This is a genomic window from Frankia nepalensis (assembly GCF_016786325.1).
Taxonomy (GTDB): Bacteria; Actinomycetota; Actinomycetes; order Frankiales; family Frankiaceae; genus Pseudofrankia; species Pseudofrankia nepalensis.
Genome location: NZ_JADWYU010000015.1, coordinates 1 through 1070 on the forward strand (window position 1 = coordinate 1; position 1070 = coordinate 1070).

Below are 1070 nucleotides of genomic sequence, written 5' to 3' on the forward strand. Positions count from 1 at the left end.
TCTAGATATTTCCAGCGAGCCGCATGCGGCCGACCACAGCGAGGCAGAGGGAAGCGTCACCGCATGGACTTCCGTCTCAGTGACGAGCAGCTCGCCCTGCGCGACACCGTGGTGTCGTTCTGCAAGGGCCATTTCGACGTGGCGGCGGTCGCGTCGCGCGAGGGCAAGCCGGCCGACGCCGCCGCCTGGTCGGAGCTGGCGGGCATCGGCGTGCTCGGCATGCTGGTCCCGGACTCCGACGACACAGCGGACGGCTCTGGTGGCGCCGCGGAGGTCGCGATCGCGTTCGAGGAGCTGGGCCGGCACCTGTGCGTCGGCCCGCTGCTGTGGTCGACGATCGCCGCCCCGCTCGTGCCGGGCGTCGACGCGGGTGAGATCCGGGTCACGGGGGCGCGGGTCGATCCCGGGCTGCCGGGTGGCCCGGTCGTCGTCGAGCACGCCGCGGAGAGCGATGTGCTGGTCGTGGTCTATCCCGACCGCGTCGAGCGGCTGGAGGCGGCGGATCTGCCGGCGTCGGTGGCCGGGGAGCCGTTTGATCCGCTGACGCCGACGGCCGTGTTCGAGTCCCTGCCGGCGGGCAGGGTGATCGGTGACGCCGGGCAGGCGGCGCGTCTGGGGTTGTTGGGTACGACGCTGTCGGCGGCGTTGCTGGTGGGTGTCGCGCAGGGCGCGTTGGACACGGCGACGGGTTACGCGGCTGGGCGCAGGCAGTTCGGTGTGCCGATCGGTTCGTTCCAGGCCGTCAAGCACCTGCTCGCCGACATGTACGTGCGGGTCGCGCTCGCGCGCAGCGCCACCTACGCGGCCGCCGCGATGATCGACGACCCGCGTGCCGGGGACGCGGTGCGCGCGGCGAGCGCCGCGAAGTTGCTGGCCGGTGAGGCCGGGATCGGTAACGGCCGGGCCGCTGTCCAGGTGCTCGGCGGGATGGGGTTCACCTGGGAGATGCTTGCGCATTACTTCCTCAAGCGGGCCTGGGTGCTCGAGCAGGGCTTCGGTGCGGGCGACGGCCACGCGCTCGCGCTGGCCGGCGCGCTCGCGGCGGAGACGACCGAGACGTCGGCGGAGAC

The 1070-nt window shown here is 72.8% G+C and carries 1 protein-coding gene; it reads left to right on the forward strand.

What is annotated here, in order from left to right:
• Positions 1-63: 63 nt before the first annotated feature.
• Positions 64-1070: acyl-CoA dehydrogenase family protein (locus I6A81_RS00090; RefSeq protein WP_203008573.1), on the forward strand; the 1007-nt coding region annotated here is incomplete at its 3' end.